16 protein-coding genes and 1 pseudogene are annotated in these 21,909 nt (G+C 28.7%); 12 read left to right on the top strand and 5 right to left on the bottom strand.

The window, feature by feature from the left end:
• Nucleotides 1-381 precede the first annotated feature (381 nt).
• The 4 genes from ACXGSQ_RS05840 to ACXGSQ_RS05825 form a co-directional block, all read right to left on the bottom strand.
• Nucleotides 382-1,878 carry a helix-turn-helix domain-containing protein gene (locus ACXGSQ_RS05840; RefSeq protein WP_458628688.1) on the bottom strand — a complete coding sequence of 499 codons (1,497 nt, stop codon included), beginning with the start codon at nucleotides 1,876-1,878 and terminating at the stop codon, nucleotides 382-384.
• A 293-nt stretch (nucleotides 1,879-2,171) separates the two neighbouring features.
• Nucleotides 2,172-2,768: a hypothetical protein gene (locus ACXGSQ_RS05835; protein ID WP_458628687.1), complete on the bottom strand. Its 597-nt coding sequence runs from the start codon at nucleotides 2,766-2,768 to the stop codon at nucleotides 2,172-2,174.
• Between the two features lie 613 nt (nucleotides 2,769-3,381).
• Nucleotides 3,382-4,296 carry a hypothetical protein gene (locus ACXGSQ_RS05830; protein WP_458628686.1) on the bottom strand — a complete coding sequence of 305 codons (915 nt, stop codon included), beginning with the start codon at nucleotides 4,294-4,296 and terminating at the stop codon, nucleotides 3,382-3,384.
• 116 nt (nucleotides 4,297-4,412) lie between these two features.
• Entirely contained in the window at nucleotides 4,413-4,967 is a 555-nt protein-coding gene (locus ACXGSQ_RS05825; protein ID WP_458628685.1) for a peroxiredoxin family protein, read from the bottom strand.
• Nucleotides 4,968-5,810: 843 nt separating this feature from the next.
• Between ACXGSQ_RS05825 and ACXGSQ_RS05820 the strand changes: the two genes are divergently transcribed.
• The 7 genes from ACXGSQ_RS05820 to ACXGSQ_RS05790 all read left to right on the top strand — a co-directional run bounded on the left by ACXGSQ_RS05820 (nucleotide 5,811) and on the right by ACXGSQ_RS05790 (nucleotide 13,572).
• Nucleotides 5,811-6,314: a tetratricopeptide repeat protein gene (locus tag ACXGSQ_RS05820; protein WP_458628684.1), complete on the top strand. Its 504-nt coding sequence runs from the start codon at nucleotides 5,811-5,813 to the stop codon at nucleotides 6,312-6,314.
• A gap of 170 nt (nucleotides 6,315-6,484) precedes the next feature.
• Nucleotides 6,485-7,219 carry an outer membrane beta-barrel protein gene (locus tag ACXGSQ_RS05815; protein ID WP_458628683.1) on the top strand — a complete coding sequence of 245 codons (735 nt, stop codon included), beginning with the start codon at nucleotides 6,485-6,487 and terminating at the stop codon, nucleotides 7,217-7,219.
• 162 nt (nucleotides 7,220-7,381) lie between these two features.
• Entirely contained in the window at nucleotides 7,382-7,849 is a 468-nt protein-coding gene (locus ACXGSQ_RS05810; RefSeq protein WP_458628682.1) for a DinB family protein, read from the top strand.
• A gap of 236 nt (nucleotides 7,850-8,085) precedes the next feature.
• Nucleotides 8,086-8,589 (top strand): hypothetical protein, encoded by a 504-nt coding sequence (locus ACXGSQ_RS05805; RefSeq protein WP_458628681.1) that lies wholly within the window; start codon nucleotides 8,086-8,088, stop codon nucleotides 8,587-8,589.
• Between the two features lie 31 nt (nucleotides 8,590-8,620).
• Complete coding sequence (locus ACXGSQ_RS05800) at nucleotides 8,621-9,142, top strand: hypothetical protein (RefSeq protein WP_458628680.1); 522 nt, start codon at nucleotides 8,621-8,623, stop codon at nucleotides 9,140-9,142.
• Nucleotides 9,143-9,900: 758 nt separating this feature from the next.
• A complete protein-coding gene (locus ACXGSQ_RS05795; RefSeq protein WP_458628679.1) occupies nucleotides 9,901-12,495 on the top strand; it encodes a TrlF family AAA-like ATPase in 2,595 nt (864 codons plus the stop codon).
• Between the two features lie 357 nt (nucleotides 12,496-12,852).
• Nucleotides 12,853-13,572, top strand: a complete 720-nt coding sequence (locus tag ACXGSQ_RS05790; protein WP_458628678.1) for a hypothetical protein — start codon at nucleotides 12,853-12,855, stop codon at nucleotides 13,570-13,572.
• Between the two features lie 42 nt (nucleotides 13,573-13,614).
• Here the strand turns inward: ACXGSQ_RS05790 and ACXGSQ_RS05785 are convergent.
• Nucleotides 13,615-13,905, bottom strand: a pseudogene (locus tag ACXGSQ_RS05785) (transposase); the annotation flags it as partial.
• Nucleotides 13,906-14,458: 553 nt separating this feature from the next.
• On the opposite strand from ACXGSQ_RS05785, the gene ACXGSQ_RS05780 reads away from it, so the two are divergent.
• From ACXGSQ_RS05780 to ACXGSQ_RS05760, 5 genes are all read left to right on the top strand, one after another.
• Nucleotides 14,459-14,791: a hypothetical protein gene (locus ACXGSQ_RS05780; protein WP_458628677.1), complete on the top strand. Its 333-nt coding sequence runs from the start codon at nucleotides 14,459-14,461 to the stop codon at nucleotides 14,789-14,791.
• 2 nt (nucleotides 14,792-14,793) lie between these two features.
• A complete protein-coding gene (locus ACXGSQ_RS05775) occupies nucleotides 14,794-15,843 on the top strand; it encodes a radical SAM protein (RefSeq protein WP_458628676.1) in 1,050 nt (349 codons plus the stop codon).
• Nucleotides 15,840-19,868 (top strand): hypothetical protein, encoded by a 4,029-nt coding sequence (locus ACXGSQ_RS05770; protein WP_458628675.1) that lies wholly within the window; start codon nucleotides 15,840-15,842, stop codon nucleotides 19,866-19,868. Before ACXGSQ_RS05775 ends, ACXGSQ_RS05770 begins: the two co-directional genes overlap by 4 nt.
• 312 nt (nucleotides 19,869-20,180) lie before the next feature.
• Nucleotides 20,181-21,212: a hypothetical protein gene (locus tag ACXGSQ_RS05765; protein WP_458628674.1), complete on the top strand. Its 1,032-nt coding sequence runs from the start codon at nucleotides 20,181-20,183 to the stop codon at nucleotides 21,210-21,212.
• On the top strand, nucleotides 21,193-21,819 hold the full coding sequence (locus ACXGSQ_RS05760) for a hypothetical protein (protein ID WP_458628673.1): 627 nt from the start codon (nucleotides 21,193-21,195) through the stop codon (nucleotides 21,817-21,819). Before ACXGSQ_RS05765 ends, ACXGSQ_RS05760 begins: the two co-directional genes overlap by 20 nt.
• The last annotated feature ends 90 nt before the right edge of the window (nucleotides 21,820-21,909 follow it).

Genomic DNA, 21,909 nt, shown 5'->3' with positions numbered 1-21,909 from the left:
AAAAAACGTAACTACCCTAAAAACGATACTAACTTTGCATGTTTTATGCTCATAACATCTCAATGATTCGAAAATGGATAAAAATAAATGACAGTAAAGCCTTAATAAATATCAAAGCAAAAGAGGAGTTATTAAAAATTAAAGTAGTAAAAAAAGGAAATTACATGATGGATAAATAAAAGATATAACTATCGTGACAGAAGAGCTATTAAGATACAATATCAAAAACGGTACTTAGGCGGAAATTCTCGTAAAATTTAGATAGAGAGCCGAGCTATCGCTATTATATAATACGAGACACCAACAATCAAAAGATGCATATCATATGCACCTTTAAATCAATAATAAAAAGATAAACTTTATTATATTTAATATGAAAAACTAAGCGGCTGGATTATTTTTAAGATTATTGATATAATCTGAAGGGCAAATGCCTGTAATAGATTTAAAACTAGCTGAAAATTTACTATGAGAAGAAAAACCACATTCGTTAGCTAAAACACTAATTTTATAATTCAAATACTTTTTATCAGTATTCAACTTGTCTAAAATATACTGGATGCGTAATTCATTTATATAATTATTAAAATCTGTTTCTTTATATTTTTTAAGAATTTGCCTAAAATATTTTGTATTGGTATTTAACTGCCCAATTACTGTAGGTAATGAAATATTTTTATCTAAAAACTTGTTTGAATTTTCAAACAGCTTTAGCTTTTCTAATAATTCATCTTCAGTTTTTTTAGAAAGGACACTATTTACTAATTTATCCTTATGCATTACTTGCCTCTTATTTCTATCTTTAAAAAGCAAACCTATTCTATTGCGATAAAAATAAAAAGCTACTATTGCAAAACATACAGCGACTACAATTATATAAACATAATTACCTAATCCTCTTTTATTTGGTTGATTTTGAAGAGTATTGTATGCTCTATTAATCATTAGCTTTTTATCAAAATTATTTTGGGCTACAATAGTTTTATATTTATAAGTAAAAGTTGTAAAACTATCCAAGATATTTTTCTTTTGATAATATTCGGACATACTCTTGTAAACTTTTGTTTTTAATTCATTGTGATTACTTTTTTCAGAAATAACTAAAGCTTTATTTAAATAGAATTTAGCACTATCTATATTTTCTCTTTGTAAAAAAGTATCTCCTAAACCTTGATAAATCAATGCTGACCATAATGAATTTTCTGAGCCAGATTGATTTATATATAAATTAGCTTTAGAAAAATGAAAGTATGCTTTTTTATTTTTATTTAGATATTTATAAGAACGGCCTAACATTTCTTCTGTATTAGCAAGAAGAAAAAGTTTAAGCTGTGGATTTTCTTCATTTTTATATAAAAGCTTAGCTAACTCTAGATATTCAATTGCCTTATAGTAATCTTTCTCTTCAATTGCATATTCTGCCATTTCATGATTACTCATGGCATTATATTTTAACACTTGCTTCTTATCACTAAAATGATTACTAGCTTCTACTCCTTTTGTTAAAAACTTTTTTCCTTCATCAATAAACCCTATTGTTCTATATTGAGTTGATAAAAACCCATAAATTCTAGATTGCCATATGTAATCTTCTTCATTTAAAACTATATCTAACGCTTTCAAGGCTTTTATAATTGCCTCACCTCTCTTTTCTTGTTTCTCTAAAATATCTGCAATAAGCATTAGCGTTTTTACTTTTTGCTTATCATTGATTGAGTAAACATATAACGAATCTGCTACATGTAATGCTTTAGTTGGATTAGCGGAAGAAATATTTACTGCTACATCATAATAAATAGAATCAAATTTTTTATGTTGACGTGTTTGAGAAAAAAGGATACAAGGAAAGAAAAGTAAAAAAAACAATAAAGACTTCATATAAAGCTATAAAAAACAAAATTAATATATTCTTACAATAAAACACAAATCACAATATATATAACCATTTATCTAAATTTGATATCGTTTATCGTTTTATTTAGCATTACAAAGTTTATTTTTTCGTTATTTTTCCTCTAATTACCTATAACCATTGATGATAGTTAGAGACATGATTAAACTACTACTGATAAATTTAACAAACAAATACGAACCCAAGATAATTCTGAAAAAATTTTCTAAATTAACACTTGCCAAAGCACTTAATTATAGACGGTGTTGTACAACATTTTTTATTTTATTTCTATTTTTCCCCAACCACAATATGACCTTATCCAATCAACTTCGGAATCCAATTTTTCTAATTCAGATGAGAATTTTTTGTCAATTTCATAATCTTTAGGGTTCATATTACAACGTAGAAGATGAGCTATAATCCAATTATCAACTTTGTTAAAACTAATACCACTTTTACTAAAAATTCCGTAATAATCAAACAGTTCTTTTTTATCTTTCAGTGATTTTTCTGCAATGGTTTTTATTTTCTTAAATTCATTATCAGTGTCATTTTGATTTTCAAATTCGATTATTAAAAATTCTGAATATTTCTTAAAACTATTCACTTTGGTTGAATCAATAAGTGTATAATATTCCATTTTCAATGGTTTAAACACCTTTTTATATTCAGGTTTTTCAATTTCAAAAGTCGATTTTATAATATCAGATATTTTTTCAAATTCTAATTTTAGTTTTCCATTTGGGTTTTCGGTCGTTTTAATTTCTAATCCCCTCGGATCAACTACAATTTGAACTTGTTCAGTTTCATTTTTAGTCACATTTTTGCAACTTATAAAAACTAAAAGTAATGTCGTTAAAATTCGGATTTTCATTCCTTTATCAAAATCCTATAAACCAATTAAATCTAAACAATTGCTTATATCCAGTTTATAATATTTACTACAAATCTAATATAATTTTATAATAACCATATTACTACAAAAGAACAACCATTTTAGAATACATAATTTAGACGTTAGTACCTCTCTTTATATTAAACCATACTAGGCACCCCACCACTCTACCTTAAACATATAGAGCTATACCATATTTAAACCTTTATATATGCACGTTCTTGTTTATGCCTTTAATTACAAAATTACTGTGAGCTTTTACAAATACACTCAAACCTTATTTTACTGAGATAAAACACGACATAACTATACCATAACATCGCTATAAGCACTATAAACCACGCTATAACCGATACTTTAAATGTCTGCTTTTTGGACCTAAATACAGACTTATATTTGAAAAAAGCACTTAATTATTAGGGTAGATTGTCGGATTGAATTCCTTTTTTATATCTTGTCGGGAATTAAAATTAGGTTTTGACATCGCAAATAGAGCCTACTATTTGATAGCAACTATAACAGTACTTTAGTAAAAAATAATTTAGATATTTACTTGTTTTTTTTGCCTCATTACTTTGGTCGCAATAGTATTTTATTTCCAGTTAAATTCTTTTTTTATTTTACTATAAAATTCCAAATCTACAATTGGTACTTCTGTCAAATTTTCTTTCTTATAGATTTCAGGAATTTTGTCAATTTCTAAAAGACCAAAATGTTGGTTACCAAAATGCACAAAACTCATTTGGTCATAGCTTTTGAAAATTGAATACGTGATTTCATTATTCAAATATGCTTTTTTAAAATAAGCATAAAAAAGAGTCCAATATTTTTTAAAATTTGATTTTGCTTGTAAATTGTGGATTTCTGCAACGTATAAGTTATTTTGAATTAGAGCGAAACTCTTACTATTCGGGTAGTTACTATTTTTTCTAGTAATTTCATATAATTCAGCAATATTTGTAAAATAGAAGTCAGAGATTAAATTATTTTGTTTGGCTTTTTGAGTTGAATCAAGTTCTAATTCATTCCAAATTTGACGAGTGTATTTATTTATTAGTTGGTCTTTTACATTAATGTCATTTAGTTTTTTTAAATCTATTTGTTTGTCAAAATTATTTTTTAACCAAAAAAAGTGATTTTTAAGGTACATTTCTTTAAACCATTCAGCCAATTCTCCTTTTGTGATAGATTCATAATAAGATTCTCTACCATTCAAATAAATGAGTTGAAATCCATAATTTTTTACAAGTTTTGTTAATTCAGTTTTGAAAAATCCAATATCATTGTATTGGTAGCTATAATTTATAAGTGAATATTTTAATTCAGCTTCATAACCATAATTTTTTTCCAATTCAAATATCCTATTTTTTACGTTTTGATAATTTTCAGATTCATGAATTATTGGATAAATTGAATCATTAATAATTATGTCTCTTTCCGTTTGTCCGTATGATAAACACGCAAAAAATAGTATTAGAATTAATCCAATTGTTGTTTTTTTGTTCATTTCTGTAATGATAATTACTGTTTTTTAAATAGAATTTAAGACATAACAAACGTGCAATGATTTTTAGATTTAGCCAAAAACAGCGTTTTTAAATAATTTTGGCGAATCATTTTCTATTACAGTAGTTTATTTATTTTTCGTTCAATTTTTTTCATAATATTTAAGCTTAAAATATCTTTTATATATTCAACTTTTCCTTTTTTATCGATTATTATATTATATGGATAATAAGGAATTTTAAATTTTTTAATTAGCTCACTGTCAGGCACTACAGTAAAATCAAGTGTAGTTGTTTCTAGAAACTTAATTAATGAATTTTTATCGTTCCATGTAACAGCAAAAAATTCTACAGATTTACCTTTGAATTTCTTTTTTAATTTATTTAAATCAGGAAATTCCTCAACACAAGGTTTACATTGAATAAACCAAAAATTGAATACAACTATTTTTCCTTTTAAAGATTCCAAAGTATGTTTGTTACCGTCAATATCCTCAAAGCTCAATTCCTCTAATATTGAACCATCTATTTGCTTTCTTAATTCTTTTTTTTCTTTTTCAATGATTTTATATTTATCATTTAACTGCTTTTTAGAGTTTACATTTTTCTCTTGGCTGAAAGTGTTAATTGACATTAAAGTTAATATAATAAAAAGGTAGAATTTAAAATTCATATTTTAAAATGGTACGATAAGTTATTGAATGCGGACATGTGTTTCTCATATTGTTGCCAACAATTGGATATAGACAATTGTTTATATTCAATCTATAACCTCAACTACAAATCTAACATAATTTTATAATAATCAGACTACTATAAAAACCACAACTGTTTTAACAACACTCTAAACCGGAAGTAACATTTTTTCCTCAATTTAACCATAGCAAAATCAAAACTTCCTAAATGGATTAAAGTCCTTCACAATTACCTAAATTGTTTGCGATACTATGTTTTTTTTCAACTAGACACCGAAGAGTTAGACCTCGACCTCACTAAACAGTGGAAAAAGAGACTAATTTATTTTGGAAAAGTCATATTATGATTTTATTAAGTCCTCTAAAAAATCATTTAGTACTATATTTAAACCCTCATATATACACGTCCTTGTTTATGTCTTTAATTACAAGATTACTATGAACTTTTACAAACACAGTTAAACCATATTTTACTGGGATAAAATACGATATAACTATGCCATAACAATGCTATAAGCACTATATAGCCACGCTTAATACTACGTTGCATAATCAAAGCGGGTTTGATCTGTGTAGGGTTTTGGCTATTATGAATTGGCTATTACGGTTTACCGTAAGTAATTTAGAATTGAAGGCTTTATCTTGGCTATTAATGAAGCGCAGCTGTACGTAACTTTACGTATAGATTTTTACAAAAATAGAATTAACTTCGTAGCTCGTAACTTTAAACATTTAAAACACTGACTATTAACCACCTAATTAGCAGAATATGAGTGACAAAAGTTATGATATAACACGCTGTAAACAATTTAAGACCAACATTGAGAAAACTTAAAAACTTAATATTTCTGACCATTTTTGCTGTCTTATTAGGCTGTAACGGAACTGACAATTATAATCTCGGAATTTATAACGCAAGACAAGGAAATCAAGAAAAAGCAATTGAATATTTTACAAAAGCAATTGAGGACAACCCTAAATATTCTGATGCATATTACAATCGAGCTTATGCTCAACAACTGATTGGAGGAAAAGAAAAACAAATAATATCGGATTACACAAAATCTCTTGAATTGAATCCGAATGACAATGAAGCTCATATGAATCGCGGACTTATATTTATGAAAATGGGCGAAAACGACAAAGCAATTTCTGATTATATAAAATCAATTGAAATTAAACCTGACTATCCAATTGTTTATGCAAACTTGGGTAATGCTTATAAGCTAAAAGGCGATAATGAAAAAGCTTGCGAGAATTGGAAAAAATCTTTGGAATTAGGGAATCGAAATGTTGAATTGAGATTAAACTTGAATTGTGAATAAAAAACTGTTTACAACAATGTATAACTGCAATTACGGCGGATTCGACTACGTCCGAATCCACTCGGAATTGCTAAAGCCTGTGCCAAACCGAAAATTAACGCATATTAACCCGTAACTGACGGTTATACGTAACCGTTAGCATACATTAACCACGAAACCCAAACTGAACAATGAAACAAAGAATTTTACTGATTTTTATGATTGGTTTTTTAACCAAAATTTATTCACAAGACAAAAAAATTAATTTTCAATTATCTGCTGGACCGACATTATCAGTTCCAAAAACAAGTGAACTAACCAATACTAATGTTGATGGAAGTCCTGAAATTAAATCTTCAATAAACATAGGCGCATTTATTTTACCAAGTGTAAACTATTCAATTAATGAGAAATCATCTCTTGACTTTGGGATTGGATTTTTTCTGGACAGATTTTCTATCGAAGATAAAATAGGGGCAGTTACGAATAAAGGAAATCGAAGTATTAGTCAAATTCAGACACCAATAAATTTTAACTTTCATTTTAGCAAAAAAAAATCTTATCAATTTGGAATAGGAGGATTTGCTAGTATTTTGATATCTGCAAAAGAAAAAGGAGACACGACAACAAATTTATCTCAAATTGATATAATTGACCCAAGCGACCCAAATTTTAGTAATCCTAATATCAGTTACGATAATGATATTAAAGATAATTATAATTCAGTAAGTTTTGGTGCGTTCATTCAATTAAAGAAAAATATATCCTTTTCATCAAATAAAAAAGGTTTTATTCTTCTGAGAATTAACCAATATTTTAATTCGATAAAGAATAATGATTCTGATTCTGATTTGAGTCAATACATTGATTTTAAAAATGAAAAAGAACCTACAACAGTGAATTTGGGAATTGGAATAATTATATAAATAACGTATGCTAACACCGTATATAATTAATCGCTAGTCCTCGCCTACTTACGAAAATCCTCACAGATTTTCTATTCAGTTTTTAGTTGTTAAACCACGCAACTAACTCATATACAAAACCGTTGGCTGTAATAAAAAAGTACATTCTCAAAAAAACAGAAAATGACCCAATCTGAATTCATAATTTTAAATTTTATAGAAATAAGGAGAAAAAGCATCAAACTTTGGGAAGGACTTCCTAAAAACTATTATAATTGGAAACCTGACGAAAAAGCAATGACTGCTATAGAAATGATTAGACACGTTTTAGAAGCCGATTATGGATGGAATATTATAATCAATAATGGGAGTATGAAAAATTATAAAACACCTTGGGAAAATAGACCATTCATTAGCGTAAATGACGAACTTGAATTTGCCGAACCCTATAGAAATACATTTTTAGAAAGTGTTCGACAATTTTCGGATAAAGAATTAAACGAAACTGAAATCGTTCACCCTGGAAATGGAAGCAAGAAAATCCTTGGAAAATATCTATTACGGATTGGATATCACGAATCTGTTCACGCAGGACAATTCCTTTCGTATTTAAGAGCAATGAAAATTAATAGACCTGAAATTTGGGATTAAAAAACACTACAGCTAACACCGTATATAATTTATTGCTGGTTCTAGCCTACTTACGAAAATCCTCGCTGATTTTTGCTACGCACAGTTCGCTTCGCTCGTGTCTATTCGGTTTGTATTTGCTAAATTCGTTGCTAAACCACGCAACTAATCTAAAACAGGTTATAGTTCTCCTCTTTTTCTATATAAAGATATTTATTACAAACTAAAGAAACACGTTACCACACATTTGACCAAAAATGGAACATTCGAACGACGATAGAATAATCAATTTAATTGTAAGCCTTTTAGAATTTGGAAATTATAAAAGCATAAATCCTGTCGACATAAGACCTCATTTCGAAATTAAAAACAGTGCTGAATTAACTCGTATTTTTAAAATTGCAGAAAGTGAAAATCTTCTCGAAAGAAAAAATCGGACAGGATTATTTTTGACAAAAAAAGGATTTGATATTCAAAAAAGTGGAGGATGGCTTAAACACCTCGAATCTTTACAAGAAGACAAGAAAAAACAACTAAAAAGAGAATCGAAAAAAGACGAAATACTCGACTTGGATTTAACACTAAAACGTTTTGAGTCTAAAATCGGAAAGAAATTAATTATAGCTGGTTTTATAATTACTCTTTTAAGTTTTCTAATAACAATAATAACCATTGAATTTTGGCATACTGACATCGACAAAATCGAACAATCAAAAAAACACAACAAATTGTACTTCCAAAAAAAGGAACTCAAAAAATAATAGAAACAGATTCATTAAAACAGACTGACAAATGAAAATTAAAATTTTACTATTATTAATCTTTACATCTTCAATTTCTTTTTCGCAAAAAAATGTAAACGTAAAAGGAGTAGTCACTTACTTCTTTAATGACAATTTAGGATATAAAGCAGATACTGGAACTACAATAATTTTAAACAAAATTCCAGAATCAGATTCACTAAAAAGTCCTATTTCAAAATATCGCTACTTTGAAATTTCGATTAACGCTAAAAATCAAATCCGAAAATATGTTAAACCTTCCGAATCAGACCAAAAAGAATATAATCAATTAAAAGACTCGTTAGAAATTTATAAAGACAGTTATAAAAATTATGTTGACAATTTAAAAAATAATTCTGATAAAATCATTTTAACTGTGGACGGAATTGGGAATTATAATGTCGATGTACCAATCGGTTATTATGAGATTATCGCAATTTCAAAAAACAGATACGGACGAATTTTAAACAGACATATTAAAATAACAGCAGAAAAGCCGAACATTGTCGATTTTGAATTCGGCAGAATATAAAAACGTGTGGTAACAACGTTTATAATTAATGGCTAGTCATCGCCTACTTACAAAAATCCTCGCGGATTTTTGCTACGCACAGTTCGCTTCGCTCGTGTCTATTCGGTTGGTATTTGCTAAATTAGTTACTTAACCACGCCACTAATCATACACGAGACCGTGCGGCATGTAACTCACCCTCCGAAAAACATGAACGAAGAAGAAAAATTCCCAACTCCTTCTCAATTTTATAGACATATAATGTAGACTTCCCCTTTTTGTAGGCTTCCCTAAAAAAAGGACGTCCTGTAATTAAACACCTAACCTCATTTATTGCGGACAAAGATTATAGCACTGAAGCTATTAATACTACGCGTTGCATAATCAAAGCAGGTTTGATCTGTATAGCGTTTTGGTTATTATGAATTAGCTATTACGGTTTACCGTAAGTTATTTAGAATAGAAGGTATTAACTTGGCTTTTAATGAAGCGCAGCTGTACGTAACTTTACGTATAGATTTTTACAAAAATAGAATTAACTTCGTGGCTCGTGACTTTAAATGTTTAAAACACTTGCTATTACCTACCTAATTAGTGGGATATGAGTGATAACAGTTATGATATAACAAGTTGTGCATAATGCGAAAATCGTGCTAAAATTGAACATTTGAAGTAAAAAAGCCAACGCGCAAAAGCACATTTGATTTTTGCCAACACATAAGCCAACGCTGAAAAAACCAAAAGAGCTTTTTTCAACAAACGCTCAACCAACACAAAGAATGAAAAAAATAGAAAAAGGTTCTGAATGGAGAAAATGGGATTTACATTTTCATACACCATCTTCATATGATTATGGAGATTCAACAGTAACAAATCAAGAAATTATTGATACTCTTCTTGCAAATGAAATTTCAGTAGTTGTTATTACTGACCATCACGTAATAGACATCGATAGAATTACTGAATTACAAGAATTAGGAAAAGCAAAAGGTATAACCGTTTTACCAGGCATCGAATTTCTATCAGATTCAAGAGGTCGGTCGCCAATACATTTTATAGGAATATTTTCGGAGGATTGTAACTTAGCTCATATTTGGGGACAAATAGAAAATAGAACAAATATTTCGAAAGTTAAAGGAGAAGGAGCAAAACTAAATGAAGTTTATTGTAATCTCGAAGACACAATAAAGTTAATTAAAGAATTAGGAGGAATTACCAGTATTCACGCAGGAGAAAAGTCTAATTCTGTTGAAAACATCACTCACTCTCTGGCTCACGGAGAAGCACAAAAAACTCTAATTGCGAAACTTATAGATTTTTACGAATTAGGGAAACCAGAAGACAAAGACGGCTACTTAAATGTGGTATTTCCAGCTATAAAAAAGCATATTCCGATGATTATTTGCTCAGATAATCATAACATCAAAAAATATATCTTAAAAGAAAATTGTTGGATTAAAGCAGATACTACATTCGAAGGTCTAAAACAAGTTATTTATGAACCAAAACAAAGAGTCAGAATTCAAGCATTAAAACCTCACGAAAAAGCTGGATACCAAGTAATAGAATCAGTTAAAATATCTCATAGCGATTTCAATTCGCAAACTTTATATTTCAATCAAAATTTGAGTTCTATTATTGGTGGTCGGTCAACAGGTAAATCTATTTTGTTGGGTGCAATAGCCAAAAAACTAAATTGTGATAAAGACGTCAAAGCAGAAAATGTAGATTACACCCATTTTGTAAATGAAGTTGTTGCTAACATTGTCGTGACTTGGAAAGACGGAACTGTAAATGATAAAAGAGACATTGAGTACTTCCCTCAAAGCTATATGTATACATTAGCAAGAAATAAGAACAAAGAGCTTGATTACTTAATAGAAAGTATTATCAAACAAGACAGTTCAAAAAACCAATTAATTTCAAATTATGAAGCTTTTAGTAGCGAAAACAATACTGATATTACTAATAAGGTTAATAAAATTTTTCAACTACAAGAAGATTTAATTAAAAGACGAAACTTATTAAAAGAGAAAGGAGATAAAAAAGGAATTGAAGCTGAAATTGAAAAACTTACCAAAGAATTAGCCGAATTAAAGAGTAAATCTCAAATATCCGAAGATGACTTAAATAATTACACCAAATTAAGAACTCAAAAAGATTCAGTTTCTAAAGCCAATGAAATTTTAGGAGATGAAATTTCAAGAGTTGAGAATTTAAAAGAGAAGTTTTTCATCAACAAAGAAATTGAATTTGACCTTGTTTCAATTTCAGAGGAAAATCGTAAAATTATTAAGCGAAAATTTGATGAATTAAAAACCAAGTTTCAAAGAGAATGGGAAGAAGAAATTGACAAAATTCAATCCAACAATACTGCTGTCAAAGATACAAATGAAAAAACTATTGATGATATAAACAAAAACCTAATATATATAAAAGGTTTGGAAGCTTTTCAGAACAACACCCAATATCGTGAGATTGAAAGTAAATTAAAAATTCAAAAAGATAAGCTTGCAGATATTTTGGTAATTAAAAAAGAAGTTGACAAATTAAAAGAACAAATAGAATCTTTTAAAACTTCGATAAAAGACTCTCATCGCGAATTTTTAAATAAAATTGAAGCGTTTAAAGAAGATTTAAGCGTTTCAAGAGATAAGTTGGAAATAAAAGCTTCAGCCAAATTAAATAAGCGTGCTTATAAAGACTTATTATACAACAGCGTCAATCAACAAAGTCATCACGGACAGACCATAGTTGGAGTTGACTTAGATACTATTGAAAACTATTTTAGTTCAATAAATCAATTATTCGAGAAGCTTTTAGAAAAGAGAGTTACCTTAAAAGGTCAAAATAATCATAATTCACTTTGTCAAAAATTAATGGCAAGTAACTTTTTTGAAATATCTTATGATATAGTTTATGACGATATTTTCAATCAAATGTCAGAAGGTAAGAAAGCATTTGTTGTTTTACTTTTATTACTTGACTTTAGCAGTAAAGATTGTCCAATATTGATAGACCAACCAGAAGACGATTTAGATAATAGAGCGATTTATAAAGATTTGGTTACTTATTTAGTAAAAAAGAAGAAAGAACGCCAAATAATTTTAGTTACACATAATCCAAATATTGTTGTTGGTTCAGATTCAGAATTAATTATTGTAGCAAATCAAAACGGTAATGATTCGCCGAATAAAAACGGAATTAAATTCCAATACGTTTCAGGTAGTTTAGAAAATACGAGGGAATACGACAAGGCTATTGGAATAACTTTAGATTCTCAAGGAATTAAGCAACACGTTTGCGAAATTTTGGAAGGAGGAAATGAAGCCTTTAAGCAAAGAGAAAGAAAATATGCAATTGCAATGGAATAGCCAACGCTCAAAGCCATACACATTCGCAATTCGCTAAAGCCAACGCTACGCCAAAAATTGCAAAAGAGTATGTCTTGCCAACGCTCAATCCGAACTAAACAACAAACATCGGAAAACCAAGCTGAACGTGAAAAGCACTATGCACAACAATGTATATAAAACACAGCTATTACAGGCTTTCCGAGAGGTTTTTGCTTCTTTATTAAGTCCGCCAAATTTTTATTTTTGTATATTTAGTATTTAAAAGATAAATAGAAAAAATAAAAATTCGGCTCGTGTATAATCCGAAACAAAAGGGTCTTTTAACACGCTACGTTTCATATACGGAGACGTTGTAACCAATTTGAGAAAAAACCTATGAAATTAAGTATAATATTCATTCTAATTATCTGTTTTCAATCTATTTATTCTCAAGAAAAAGAATTGTTTGAAATTGAAATCACGACAAATAAAATATCGGATTTTAAAAATGAATACGATAAATTCAAAAAGTCGAATGAATATTTTTATGAGGACGAAAACTATATTGTAAAAGATTCTTGCCGAGGCGAATTTGGAGGTATCGTTCAGTTTATAAATAAAAAAACTAATAAAATTAATGTTGCAGAAGCCACTTGTCCTTCTTCTTTGATAAAAATTAATGGTAATTATTATTTAACAACTTCACTTGCTCATATGTCTGGTTCTTCTGCTATTTATGAAATAAGCGACCCGAATGAACTCACTGAATTAAAAGATACTGATTCAGAAAAGGACAAGTTCTTCAAAAAGAAATCGGACACTGGAATGAAAAAATTATATGAAAATTTCAGCGGAACGATATCTGTCAGTTTTCCTTATGAGAATGAACTTTACTTTATCATTTCTGATAGTAATGGAACATTTTTGACTAAAAGAAAAAACTCTGAATTAATTAAAATAAAAAAACTGCTTGACTATAAAGTATTTACTTATGAAACAGCAATTACAGTAACAGCTGATAATCATTACGTCAGTAATTTTCAATTATATGAAGGAAAAGAAGTAGGATTTTTTGATATTAAAAGCGATTTGATTAAAATAAACATTTATAAATAAAAACTGGTTACAACAAAGAACTGAGTTAAAAAACAAGTAACTTTAAGCTAATTTTGAAACATAGTTTTCATCATAAGGCAATCCGCTTTTTGCAATGGCAAAAGCCTGTTTTAGCAACTTATTCGCTACGGCTATTAATGCTAGTTCGGCACGCTTTCCTTTAGCTACAATTCTATCAAATAAGGCTTTGCAGGCTCGGTTATATTTATAGGCTGAAAAGGCTGCTAAAAACACAAGATTTCTTAATTTCTTATTGCCTACTTTGCTTATTCTACTACGCCCTCGTACACTGCTTCCTGATTCTCGGATCGTTGGTGTAATGCCTACATAACTATTTTCTAGATGAACCGACCACAAGCTTAAAGGCCATAAAATAAAAAAAAGGACGTCCTGTAATTAAACACCTATGGTCATTTATAGCGGACAAAGATTATAGCACTGAAGCTATTAATACTACGTTGCATAATCAAAGCAGGTTTGTTCTGTATAGCGTTTTGGTTATTATGAATTAGCTATTACGGTTTACCGTAAGTTATTTAGAATAGAAGGTATTAACTTGGCTTTTAATGAAGCGCAGCTGTACGTAACTTTACGTATAGATTTTTACAAAAATAGAATTAACTTCGTAGCTCGTAACTTTAAACATTTAAAACACTGGCTATTACCACCTAATTAATGGGATATGAGTGATAAAAGTTATGATATAACAAGTTGTGTTTCATACCGAAAAAGCCAACCGCACATTAAGCCCATTTGGTTTTTTCCAACGCACAACCCAAAACTAAAAATCAAAAGAGCTTAATCTCGCCAACGCTAAAAAAGAGAAAAAATGAAAATAAGAAATGACTTCGTATCAAACAGTAGTTCTGTTAGCTATATCATAACAATGAAAAAAGACATCGTTGAAACTTTTGCAAGATTCTATGGCGATTACAGAGATAAAGAAATTCAAAAAGTAACCGAGTTTTTGAAAAATGACATTTCTGAAAATGGAACAAGAATATATATGGAAGGGGAAGAAATGTTATTCAAAAAGATTGAGTTTGCAACTGATGGAGACACTACTAACAAAAAATGGATTGAAGAAGAAGGAAAAGAAGTTGACGTAGAGAAAATGAATGATGAAGAATTGTGGAGTTACATATTTGGAGAATATATTCTTAAAGGAGAAATTGCTAAAATAGCTGGATTTGGTTCAACACAAGTAGAAACTTATTAAATATGGCATTAATTAGAAGACATAGTGAAGGATATAATTTTGTAGCTGACAATGAAACTGGAGTTACAATGAGATGGGGAAAGACATTTAAAGATGACCCTTATCGTGCTCCTCTACCAGAATTAGTAGATATTTCAATTTCTAATCATTGTACAAAAGGATGTTCCTTTTGTTATCGAGATAGTGTTCCGAACAATGTCTTTATGAGTTTAGAAGATTATGAATTTGCCATAAAATCATTAAACAGTGAAAGATGGGGTAATGTTTTTCAAGTTGCTCTTGGTGGTGGTGAACCATTAGAACATCCAAATTTTATAGAGATATTAAAAATATCACGTAAATACAACGTTGTGCCAAATTTTACTACAAATGCTATGCACATTACCAAGGAATTAGCTACCGAAATTAAACCACTAATCGGAGCTGTCGCAATTTCATTTCCTAATATTAGAACAATTCCTAAATCAAAAGCTCAAATATTTATAAAAGAAGGTATTAGAACCAATATACATTTCATTCTGGATAAGAAGAGCATCAAACAAGGAATTGAAATTTTGGAAGGAAACCACAACGATATTTTAAAAGGGTTTAACTCTCTCATTTTTCTAACATTTAAGCCAATGGGACGAGGTGATGACAGTTTATGTCTTGAATTAAATGACGATTTAAAAAAGTTCTGCCAACTTATTGATAAGAATAAGTGCTCTTTAAATATTGGTTTTGATTCTTGCTTTATGCCAATGTTAATGCATTTTACAAATACTACAATAGACTTTATTGAACCTTGTGAATGTGCTTTTTTCTCGGCTTACATTGATGAGAATCTAGTTGTAAAACCTTGTTCTTTTACAAGTCATAATAGAGACAATCATAGCCTAAAAGACAATTCGTTTGAAGAAATATGGAATAACCATTGGGAATCTTATAGAAATGCACAAATTAATACTTGTCAAAGAGAATGTAAGAACTCCAGTAATTGCAGAGGTGGATGTCCTTACTACGACCAAATTAATTTATGTAAAACCAGTGAACCTGCAAAAGCTTTAGTATGACTGGTATTCAATGGAGTCAATTCGAACAAAATCAACAAGCAAAGGACATTAGTTTTGAATCATTTTGCTTTCAGGTTGCATATATAAAATACAAGGAATTCGGTTATTTTGAAAATTTCTATAATACACCAGGTTCTGAATACTATCTAACTCTTCATTCGGATTGCCCTGAATTGAATCTTAACGCTGGTGATGAAATTGGTTGGCAGGTAAAGTGGTGGTTTAATAGTGAAAAAAATACATCCCTTACGGCAACTAGACGGAATGAACTAAAAAAAGGTTTTAAAACAACACTTAAAAGACATCCAAATATAAAACTATGGATTATTTGTACTCCGGGAAGTTTTGTTGAAGATAAGTTTATCGAACTTAAAACAACATTAGCTAAGCTAAAATCCGATACAATCATTTCTCATTGGAATAAAGAGATATTTACAAATTTTCTAACTCAACAATTTGGTGAATTTAATGATGTATTTAACCATTACTTCAGCACGAATTTTATTGGTTTTGAATTTATTAAAAAGTATTCTAAAAGGAGAATAGAAGATTTACAAAAGAAATTTGATACAGACTTGTACACTCCGTCACAATATGATGATGAAGTTTTTTTCGTAATGAACTATAAAGTAATATTTGAAGAAATTGATATTAAAATCAAGTACTTACAAGATGATTTGGATGAAATAGAAAAAGACGACTCATTCAATGCTGAATTCAAAGCTTTTGATAAAGAATATATAGAAACAGCCCAAGCATTACTAAAGAAGTGCGTTCATAACTCAAAAGAAGCCATAAAGATTATTTCGTCTGGTTTAACAATAGAAAAAATCGAAACTCTTAAATCTTCATTACTTCTTTTTGCGAAAGAATATAAAAAGTCAGCAATAATTCTTGATAAGAAAATAAAATCAAAAGAATACATTATTGATGATAAAAACTGGAACGAAAAACATACTAATGAAAGATACATTATACCTTCAATTACAAAACTTAGAGATTACCTTATATCCTCAAAAGAAGATGAAGAAAGTTGTTTGTTAGATTTCGTCAATGATGCAAATACTAAAGATATTCATATTCTAAGTAGTGCTGGTTATGGAAAAACTAATATCGCTTGTAATATCTGCATAGAAACATTAGAAAAAAACATTCCTTCCTTATTAATTTTAGGCTCTTCGTTTAGAAAAAGTGAACGTCCTCAAAATCAAATCTTAGAGCATTTAGGAATAAGTACACAATATACATTTAAGCAATTTTTACAAGCTCTAAATACCTTAGGTTTTACAAAAGGTGTCAAAATCCCAATAATCATTGACGGCTTAAATGAAAGCAAACCTTTTGATGACATTTGGAAATCTAATATTAAAGATATCATTAGAGATATAAACGAACTAGAGTATATTTTATTTATTACAACTTGTAGAAATCGTTATGTTGAAGCAATTTTCGAAGAGCCAGACATAACTAAAATACCGAGCACAAAAACACTTAGTGGTCTTACAGAGAAGCAAAGACTTGAAGCAATACCAAAGTACTTTGAAAAGTATAATATAGTACCAACATCGTGGAATTTTAATCAAGAATTATTTATTAATCCACTTTTATTAAAGATTTTTTCAGAAGTAAATAAAGATTCTGATAATCTTCATATCTCCTTAGAAAACGTATTCGAAAGTATAGATAGTTATATTCATCAAATTGAGGAGAAATCAAGTATTATTGACTCTTCAATTGATAAAATTTTAAAAAAAAGAGTAAAATCCAAAATAGGTGATTTCTGCCTTAATTTATGGGAACATAGTACTAGAGAACTATCTCTTGAAGATTTTCATAACATTGTGGCTCCAGAAAGTCCAACAATTTCAAATAGCCTAACTCAAAAATTATTAGATGAAGGTTTGTGTTTTCAAAAAAACTTAGATGAAGAAGATGAGACTGTTCAGTTTACTTACGATTTAGTTGCAGGATACGCTATAGCATCAAAAGTCCTTTTAAGTAAAGTAACAAAGCCTGAAGAAGTAAAAGATGCATTAATTGAACTTGGTATAGAGAAAATGCTTTTTACCAAAGAAACTTATCATCCTCTCCGTCAAGATATCTTAATGTCACTATTGCACTTATTGCCTAACAGATTTGGCGTACAATTATTCGAATTATTTGAAAACGACTCCGTTTTAGAAGAAGCTTATAACAACATTGATTATTTTATTGATAACTCTGAGGGACAAGATAAAATTTTAAAAAACATCAAAAATGAAGAAGTAGGCAGTCGAAATTTGAAAATATTGTTTGAGAAGCTGTTTGAAAATAATTTTAAAAAAGAAGTTCACGGCTTAGGTGGATTTACAATTAAAGTTCTTTCTACTTTATCACAAGTTGAAATAGATATAAATTGGAGTGAATTAGTTAGAAAAAACAAACATTCTGTTTATCCTTTACTTAAGGAAATAAATAAGCTCTATTTAAAAAGTAGTTTCACTGAAAGAAATACTAAACAAGATTTATTTCTGTCCTTTTTATCAACTACTTCAAGTGATAAATCAATCAGAAGTTTAGCTACTGAGAATTTATTTTTAATTGGTAAAAAACACCCTGAAAAATTATTAGAATTAGCTAACATTGCAATTTCATTTTCAGATTTAAATAGTCTTGAATCGATTGTTGTTGCTATTTGCGGTAGTACCCTATTGATAAAAGATAAAGATTTTACTCAAAACTGTCTGTCATTTTTTGAGACTCAATTTATTCCAAAACTCAACAATACTCATATCTGTATAATTGAATACATATATACAGTCCAAGAGTTTGCTAAAACAATCTTTAACCTTGACTTTACAAAAGAAGAACTGTTCTCAAAAGAGAATTACGATCTAAAGATTGATGAAAAAATCAAAAAAGAAATAGGGGGAAATGTTTATCACGATTGGCATTTTGGTCTAGACTTATATGATTTTAATAAATATCAGATAAATGGTATTGCCTCCGACCATTATGACAAAAGAGATACATTTCTATCATCCGAATGTCTTGCCATTATATTGAGTAATATTCAAGCAAAAGGTTATGATGAAACTATATTTGAAGTAATTAATAAGGATTTTCAAGAAGATAGAACTTACAAATATGGTGGAAGCGCAGGAAATGATAACTTGGTTAAATATTCAGAAAAGTACTTATGGCAATCATATTTTGAATTTGTAGGCTATCTCGTTTTAGATGGACGTTTAAAATCAGTAGACGGAAAAAGATTCAGAAGTAGTGACAATTTTTTTGATCCAACATTTCCTAGATTACCAAGAAAATTTCAATTAATTACTAATTGCTTATTTCCTGCAAAAGATGATAATATCCAAGATTGGATTAATTCAGAAGACGATAATTTTGTAGACGAATTTCTAATACACAACTTATATACAGATGATGAATGGGTATTACTTTCTCTAAGTATAACTCAAGAAGGCAATAATGACACAAGAATAAATGTATATCTCAATAGTTTTCTAATCCCTGATGATGCAATTGAGAATCTAGAAAGTATTATTAATTCTGGAAGATTTCATCATAATTCAACTTCTTTTCATCAAATATACTCAGGAGAAATAAATTGGAGCGATTCTGTAATTCCAAGTGAAGACGACTATTATGATGATGGGTTAAATTTAAAGGATGTTATGCGAGATTATTCTTGGACTAGTTGGACAACTAATCGTTTTGAGAACCCTCATTTTGAATTTTTAAACCCAGAACTTTCTAACTTATTAAATTTGGATTTTAACCCTAATGACTTATGTTTCTATAATAAGAAAAACGAACAAGTAACTAAAATTGTTTGGACGAAAAATTCAAAACTATACTATGCTAAAAAAGAAGTTATTCAAGAACTTACTAATAAATTGAAAATGGAATTTGTTTGGTCTCAATTTATATCTAAATATGGAGAGTTTGGAAAGCATAAGGATAATGTATTGAATCCTTCCTATAAAGATTTAAGGAAAATAATACGATATAATAATATTGTTTAAAAAGCCAAAGCTATAAGCCATACACATTTGCAATTCGCTTCAGCCACAACACAAGCCAAAAATAGCAAAAGAGTATGCCTTTGCCAACGCTACAAACAGAACGGAGAAAAGTACGAAAACACAACAATGTATATAAAAAATAGCGGTTTTAGTGCTTAAACAAAAGATGAATAATAAAATAATGGTCAGTTATAAACCGAAAAATTAGTGAGTAAAATCCGCTACTTTTCATATACAAGACCGTTAGGCATAAGTTAAATGAACATCCGTGACAACTATCAACATTTTGGAATTAAAAAAAACTAAATTGAAATGGCAGAAAACCCAAAAATTGAATTCTTTAGAATTAAATTAAAATCAAAATCAAAAAAAACAGAAAAAACATTTAGAGATTTCGCTATTGACGAACTTGAAGGAGATGAAGAAATAAGCAATGATGATGCTTTTAAATTATGTTTTAATCATTTTATATCTAAAATTCAAACTGGTCACTCAAAAAACGCAAAACATAAAAAAACAATTACAATTATTTCAAACCCTGAAACAAACCCTTATTATTCTTTAAAACCAAATTTGAGAATTAAAGAAAATATTATTTCTGGCGTTTTAAATGGTGGACCTTATGACAAAGATGCAATTGTATCTAGTATTGCTAATAAATCAGATAACTCAAAGCTAGGTAGAGATAAATCAGTTCTTTTACCTTATTATGTTTTCATTTATTTACCATCTGACCATTCAGAAGGTTTAATTGCAATACATTCAAATAGTGTAGAAGAAACAGTAACGCATATATTAAAAAGGTATATCTCAAATCTATTTTCAGGAAGTAATTTTTTTCAAGCAAAATTATATCCTTATGTTCCTCAATCTTTTCAAGATGAGTTTAAAGATGGAGCATTGATAAAAAATATGACTTTTTCATCAACTATAATTGATAACACAACACCAAGTTCAAAACCAATAAATAATATTCTTAATGAATACGATATTAATATTCAAATAACACCTAAAAAAACACAAGTATCAATTTTAGATAGTTTTAAATTACTTAACTTCATAAATAAAATGGGCTTTACTAAAAATGACAATGAAGATGTTCAGCTTGAGAAGTTTAAAAAGAAAAAATTTACGGCAAAAAATCAAGTAACTAAAAAAGAAAAAGTTTTTGAATGGAATTCTAAAGACCATAGCTTTCAACCAACGATATACTTGAAGGAAAGAGTAAACTTAAATGATGGAACACCTGATTTTAAAGAGCTTGACGAATTGTGCACGAATCTATTTGAAGGAGAAATAATATCAGAATTAAGACCAGATTTAAATGTCTCTAAATTTAATTAAATACACAAAATTGCTTAAGAAAAGGGCGATTGAATATGAACAAAAAGATATAAATGGTAAAACATCTGTAAGCTTTAGAGAGAGATATGCTCGAAAATTAATTAGTTCTTTTGTTGCACTAATACTTATTCTATTGTTAAAAACAGGATTTTCAGATACTTTTATATCTTACGTTTCAACAATACTTTCAATATTTATTGGATTATTCATCACAGCACTAATATTTAGCTTTGATAAATTCTATGTAAAAAAAGACTTAACAAAAGCAAATTCGCAAGAAAAATTAATGGATGTACAATCTTTTAACTTTTCAAAACAATTTTCATACGTAACTGGCTATAATATCATTTTATCAATTTTCACTTTAGTTTTATTATCAATCAACACATTATTTCCTGAAATAAGTTCTATTAATATATTCCAATATGAACTAAACTTTAGTGATATTAAAACTGAATACATTTATAATTTTATTCAAATTTCATTTATTTACGTTCAGCGATTTTTAGTTCTCTATTGGCTATCTTCAATTATATATTTAACTATATTTATCATAAGTAGTATGGTAAATTATATGTCGTTAAAAATAGATGGAATTGGAAAATAAAAGCCAGTGCCTAACACCGTATATGCTTTATTGCTGGCTTCTTGCCTACTTCCTAAAACCCACACAGGATTAACTATTCCATAGGAGCTA

It is taken from the genome of Winogradskyella sp. PC D3.3 (genome assembly GCF_054366245.1).
Note: the sequence above shows the minus strand (reverse complement) of the source record. Positions and strands in the feature narration are given on the sequence as shown.

Bases quoted from the DNA above. Each gene is read 5' to 3' on its own strand.
- ACXGSQ_RS05840 (WP_458628688.1), bottom strand. From the start codon at position 1,878: ATGAAGTCTTTATTGTTTTTTTTACTTTTCTTTCCTTGTATCCTTTTT.
- ACXGSQ_RS05835 (WP_458628687.1), bottom strand. From the start codon at position 2,768: ATGAAAATCCGAATTTTAACGACATTACTTTTAGTTTTTATAAGTTGC.
- ACXGSQ_RS05830 (WP_458628686.1), bottom strand. From the start codon at position 4,296: ATGAACAAAAAAACAACAATTGGATTAATTCTAATACTATTTTTTGCG.
- ACXGSQ_RS05825 (WP_458628685.1), bottom strand. From the start codon at position 4,967: ATGAATTTTAAATTCTACCTTTTTATTATATTAACTTTAATGTCAATT.
- ACXGSQ_RS05815 (WP_458628683.1), top strand. From the start codon at position 6,485: ATGAAACAAAGAATTTTACTGATTTTTATGATTGGTTTTTTAACCAAA.
- ACXGSQ_RS05810 (WP_458628682.1), top strand. From the start codon at position 7,382: ATGACCCAATCTGAATTCATAATTTTAAATTTTATAGAAATAAGGAGA.
- ACXGSQ_RS05805 (WP_458628681.1), top strand. From the start codon at position 8,086: ATGGAACATTCGAACGACGATAGAATAATCAATTTAATTGTAAGCCTT.
- ACXGSQ_RS05800 (WP_458628680.1), top strand. From the start codon at position 8,621: ATGAAAATTAAAATTTTACTATTATTAATCTTTACATCTTCAATTTCT.
- ACXGSQ_RS05795 (WP_458628679.1), top strand. From the start codon at position 9,901: ATGAAAAAAATAGAAAAAGGTTCTGAATGGAGAAAATGGGATTTACAT.
- ACXGSQ_RS05790 (WP_458628678.1), top strand. From the start codon at position 12,853: ATGAAATTAAGTATAATATTCATTCTAATTATCTGTTTTCAATCTATT.
- ACXGSQ_RS05780 (WP_458628677.1), top strand. From the start codon at position 14,459: ATGAAAAAAGACATCGTTGAAACTTTTGCAAGATTCTATGGCGATTAC.
- ACXGSQ_RS05775 (WP_458628676.1), top strand. From the start codon at position 14,794: ATGGCATTAATTAGAAGACATAGTGAAGGATATAATTTTGTAGCTGAC.
- ACXGSQ_RS05770 (WP_458628675.1), top strand. From the start codon at position 15,840: ATGACTGGTATTCAATGGAGTCAATTCGAACAAAATCAACAAGCAAAG.
- ACXGSQ_RS05765 (WP_458628674.1), top strand. From the start codon at position 20,181: ATGGCAGAAAACCCAAAAATTGAATTCTTTAGAATTAAATTAAAATCA.
- ACXGSQ_RS05760 (WP_458628673.1), top strand. From the start codon at position 21,193: ATGTCTCTAAATTTAATTAAATACACAAAATTGCTTAAGAAAAGGGCG.